The sequence below is a fragment of the Bartonella sp. AA97HXZ genome (genome assembly GCF_042196985.1).
In the GTDB taxonomy this organism is placed as follows: Bacteria; Pseudomonadota; Alphaproteobacteria; order Rhizobiales; family Rhizobiaceae; genus Bartonella.
In genome coordinates this window covers 1-4,987 of the sequence record NZ_JBHIRC010000037.1, presented here as the reverse complement: position 1 = coordinate 4,987, position 4,987 = coordinate 1, and the positions used below count along the sequence as shown (strand labels likewise).

The 4,987-nt window shown below is 37.0% G+C and carries 1 protein-coding gene; it reads right to left on the bottom strand.

What is annotated here, in order from left to right; genetic code table 11:
* Positions 1 to 4,586: DEAD/DEAH box helicase (locus ACFINE_RS09115; RefSeq protein WP_375621814.1), on the bottom strand; the 4,586-nt coding region annotated here is incomplete at its 3' end.
* Between the last annotated feature and the right edge of the window lie 401 nt (positions 4,587 to 4,987).

Here is a 4,987-nt window from a genome sequence, read left to right as displayed (position 1 = left end):
TTTGGATTACCCTTTTTAAAGGTTACTGGATAAGGTTTTACATCTTCATAATTCACATGCAAATGACCCAGTTCACGCCCTGCTGTTACAAACTTCCAAAAATCACCAGCACTCTTTACACAAGGGATACGAGGCAATTCTTTGCATAAATTATCAGCATAACGGGCGCGATAATCTTCCGAATGCAAAAGACCGTAAACATAATAGAATAGATCATCTTTTGTTATGGTTTCATTAGGATAAGCTGCTTTAAAATGTGCTAATCCCGCATCTGTAATGGCATCACGGCGTTGTAAATCAGCATTGTTGCTTTTTTCTATAGAATTCGTAAATAAATGTGACTGGTTATTATCTTTAGATTTTAAGGAGGTAATATCTTCATAAAAGTATCTTGGAAAGCATTGACCTGTATCTATTGCGTGAAGGTTAGGTAAATCCTTACTCATCAAAACAGAAAATCCACTTCTTGCTCCTACGCCTGTAACTTGTATTACCTTATTTTTTACCGCTTTCCCTATAGAGAATTGTAAAACTCTCTCATTAAAAATGCGATTGTAATAAAGCCACTGTTGTGTAAAAGGGCGATAGAGGCTTTGAATAAGGTATTTATCTTCAAATTCGAAAATCTTTCCACTAATTAATTGTTGTTTAAGAGAACGACTCCAACTGATTTTTTTAGCATCTGAATTTACAAAATTATCTACAATTTTTGTACGTGTTTTACAGTCAGTGTGATAAATATCATTAAAACGTTTCACTTCACTATTATAAAAATTAATCATATTACGCATATTTTTAGCTAAAGCTTCACGGCTTGAGTTATATGCCCACGCATCACGGCTAGTTGAGATACCACAAGAAAACGTTTTAAAGAGCTTTTTATTATGTCCTTTCTTATCTCCTAAAGCTAGGAATGTTTCGAAACTCTCATCACGTTGATGTATCCAATCACCATGCTTATCTGGTGCAATTACTTGCCAGCCCTTTTTATCCGTAATGCCACCAACACTACCAAAACATTCCAGAGCTGTAAGTTTTTCTTTTATCGTACGATTATTACCAATATCATGATAGTAAATTTTACAAGGTCCAATAGCATTGGGATTTTTGATAAATAACGTTACCGCAATACCAGTCATACTACCATTGCCGAAAACATTTTCACCTTCTTGAGCAACTCCATTGCTTAACATATTTTTGCGAAGATCTCCTCGTAAATTGAGTACGTAAATACTGCTAAATTCTTTGGCTAAAGATTTTCGTAAACCATCCATTGTAGACTTTTCTATGTAACCAGAACCAGAAACAAAACCGATTACTCCAGCATTATCAATACGATCACTAGCCCAGCGAATGGCACGAATATAATTATCATATAGATTTCGTATAAGATTTGCATTTGACTGAGCGGCATAAGTTTCACGAATGCGGTCATCTAATATCGGATAAGGTGTATTCTTTGCATTATCATTAGCACTTTTTTGACCTGTTGAATAAGGAGGATTGCCAAAGATAACTTCAATATTCATCTTCTTTTGATGTTCTAAATATTCACTGTTTTCTTTAAACAATTCCTGTAGTAAGTTCTTCTCTTCAAGCATCCGAAACGTATCGGTTAAGCCAATATGTTTAAAAGGAATATACTCTCCTTTCATAAGACTATGATACGTCGATTCAATGTTAATCGCTGCTATGTAATAGGCTAAGAGAACAATCTCATTGGCATGGATATCATGACGGAATTTGTATTCCATATCCTCTGGTTTGATCAGTTTAGATTGTAACAGCCGCGTGATAAAAGTACCCGTTCCGGTGAAAGGATCAAGGATAGAGACACCCCGTGATCCCAAGCTTTTTCCAAACTCTTGCTCTAAAACATCATTAACGGAATGAATGATAAAATCAACAACCTCAACGGGCGTGTAAACAATTCCAAGCTTATCCGTGGTTTTCTTAAATGCCTTGGCAAAAAAACTTTCATAAAGCTTGATAATAAGATTCTGTTTTGCATGAGTTTCTGTAATCCCTGCTGTACAGAACATGACACTTTTGTAAAATTGATCAAGATCTTTCGTTTTCTCTTCGATATTTGTTTTATCCAGTGCCGTTAAGATCTTATCCATGGCTTGCGAAATGGCATTGTTCTGTACAAATTCATTACCGTCAAATAAAGCTTCAAACACGGGACGCGTGACAAGATGTTGCGCTAACATCTCAATCGCTTCCTCTTGCTTGATTTCACTGTTGACGTTGTTCTTTAATTCCTTATGGAATGCATCAAAGGCGTGAAAGGCTTCACTCTTTTCATCGGAAATCATATCTTTAAGATGATTGATATGGTTTTGAGCAATCTCAGCAACATTGTTCGCCCATATGCCCCAATAATCCGTGATTTTAAAACTATCCAGAAAAATGGCTTTGACAAAATCAAAAAATTCAGAACGGCGGAATAGGTCTCCTTGTCCTCCAGATACCGATTGAGATTTGCTTTCTGCTGTTCCAATGACACGTCCAGAACTTTCTGTTTTTGATGGTATCGAGATCTCATCAACCGTTGTGGTAAGCTCTTTTAATTCATTGGCTCGTTTAATCTCTATAATTTCAATCGTATGGCTGCTATCTTGTCCTAAAGACATCTGATTAATTGTCCGAGCAAGCCTTTCGTCATGAGAATGTAAAGCATGCAAAACTTGCCAAACAACACGGTATCTCTTATTGTTTTTTAAAGCCTTTTTGGCTTCTAAGTGTGAAGGAATGATAATGGGTAAAATGATATAGCCCGTTTTTTTATTTGGAGCACGACGCATCACACGCCCTACTGCCTGTATCACATCCACTTGGCTATTGCGCGGGTGTAAAAACATGATGGCATCAAGAGCAGGGACATCAATCCCTTCTGAAAGACACCGAACATTGCTTAAGATCCGACAAACGTTTTGACCCGCATCTTCTTTAAGCCAATCCAATTCCTCATTGCGTTTTTTGACGCTTTGCGTTCCGTCAATATGTCTTACTTCACAGTTTAGAAAGGGAACGGTTTGAAGGAAATCATCAATATGAGATTTGATAATTTTATTAAAGAGCTTTGTTATATATTGAGAGGTATTGATATCTTTGCAAAAAGCTAAAGCACATTGCATGGGCTCTGTATCATCATCATCAACAGCCGCTTGCTTATCTATTTTGGTCAGGGCTCTATAACAGCCAATAATTTTTGCCGCATCATCTAAATCAATTTCACGGTTTTCATTGGCAATAATCTCCTGTATGGCTGGTGTGATATAGGTTTCATTAATACCCAAGACCACAATCTTATAAGGAGTTAAAAGTTCATTATCGACAGCTTCCGCGAAGGTATAATGATGGAGTTGTTTGCCATAAAGCGTTTCATCGTCCATAGATGCGAGAACGGCATTAATCTCATCAGCGCGCCTTTTGGCAGTATCACTAAAGATACGAGGCGTTGCTGTCATATACAGACGTTTTTTACCACGAATAATGCTGTTATCGTGAACCTTGATAAATTCAGATTCATTGTCTTCACTTCCCAATGAAGCCCCAGTTGTTCTATGCGCTTCATCACAAATGATCAGATCAAATTCGGGTAAACCATGGTCTTTTTGGGCATCCGAAATCACTTGAATGGAATGATAGGTTGAAAAGATAACCGTCATTGCATCTGCGAGGTTTTCGCAAGCTTCTTTGGCAAGGGCTTGTGCATCCGTGGTAGCAGGGAGAACAAGATCTGATGTTTCCATACCAACAATATCATCTTGGTTTTTACGACGCTTGCCTACTTTCGTATCCGAACAAACCGCAAAGGAACGCAACGGGACTTGTGCATCGGCTGTCCATTCACGGATCGTTTGCGAGACTAAAGCCAGAGAAGGCACCAGAAACAAAACACGCTTGCCTTTTCCAGCAAGGGTTTCTGCTATCTTCAAACTGGTGAAAGTTTTCCCCGTTCCACATGCCATAATCAGCTTGCCACGGTCTGCTTCTTGTAAACCTTCACAGACTTTCTTGATGGCTTCTTCTTGATGGGGACGAGGCTCTTTTGTTGATTTCAGAACCACTTCTTGTTTTGTTGCAAATATTTGCCAATCTATCCGACTGTTTTCCATATGACGAAGGTCAATACGATAAACGGGTATCGCTTGTCCTTTAATCATGGCATTCACATTGTCACTTAATTCCACTTCTGTGCTGTCAACGAGAAGGCGATATTTAAAGATGTCTTTTCCAGATGCCGCGATAAAGCTATCAATATCCTTTTTACTGATCTGATGGTCTGCTTGATAAAACTTACATTGAATAGCCACATAACCTTCTTGATGACGAAGCTTAGCAACTAGATCAATACCGATATCATTTTTATTCCAACCTTCATGCTCTTTAGCCCATTCATAATAGCTCTCAACCGTTTCATATCGTCCATAATGGAGAGGGTCATACATAAGATATTTTGTCACAAAATCTTCAAACACTTTCCCTCGTAGAGTATTTGAAGTTGTCTGTTCACGATAGGATTGTAAAAGGGAGCGTAAAGTGACGTGTTCATTATCGGACTTAATAGATTGCAGCATATTGTAATAAAAATCCCTTGCCTTATGAGATGATCAATAACCATCAAAAGAATCAAAACGAATTCTATCAAATGCATTTAAAACAAATATCGATAAAAATGGGAAAAAACTGCTAAAAAAGCCGATATTTTTTCAAAAGAGGTTTTTAAGGGTTGCTTATCAACAGCTTATGATACAGTGTAAGATCAGCAAAATAGTAAAATTTGTTATTCGTTTCACGGATTAATCAAGATAAATGTACTACGTACTTTAAAATATCAGAATGAGTATTTTGATAAGTTTTATTACGAATTTTGCTTATAGATTTTGAAGGTGTAAAAACCATCAAAACCCCTTCAAAACGTATATTATTAGTTGAATTTATAGGTTGTGTTATATCAATATGAGTTGTTTTTTTAAGA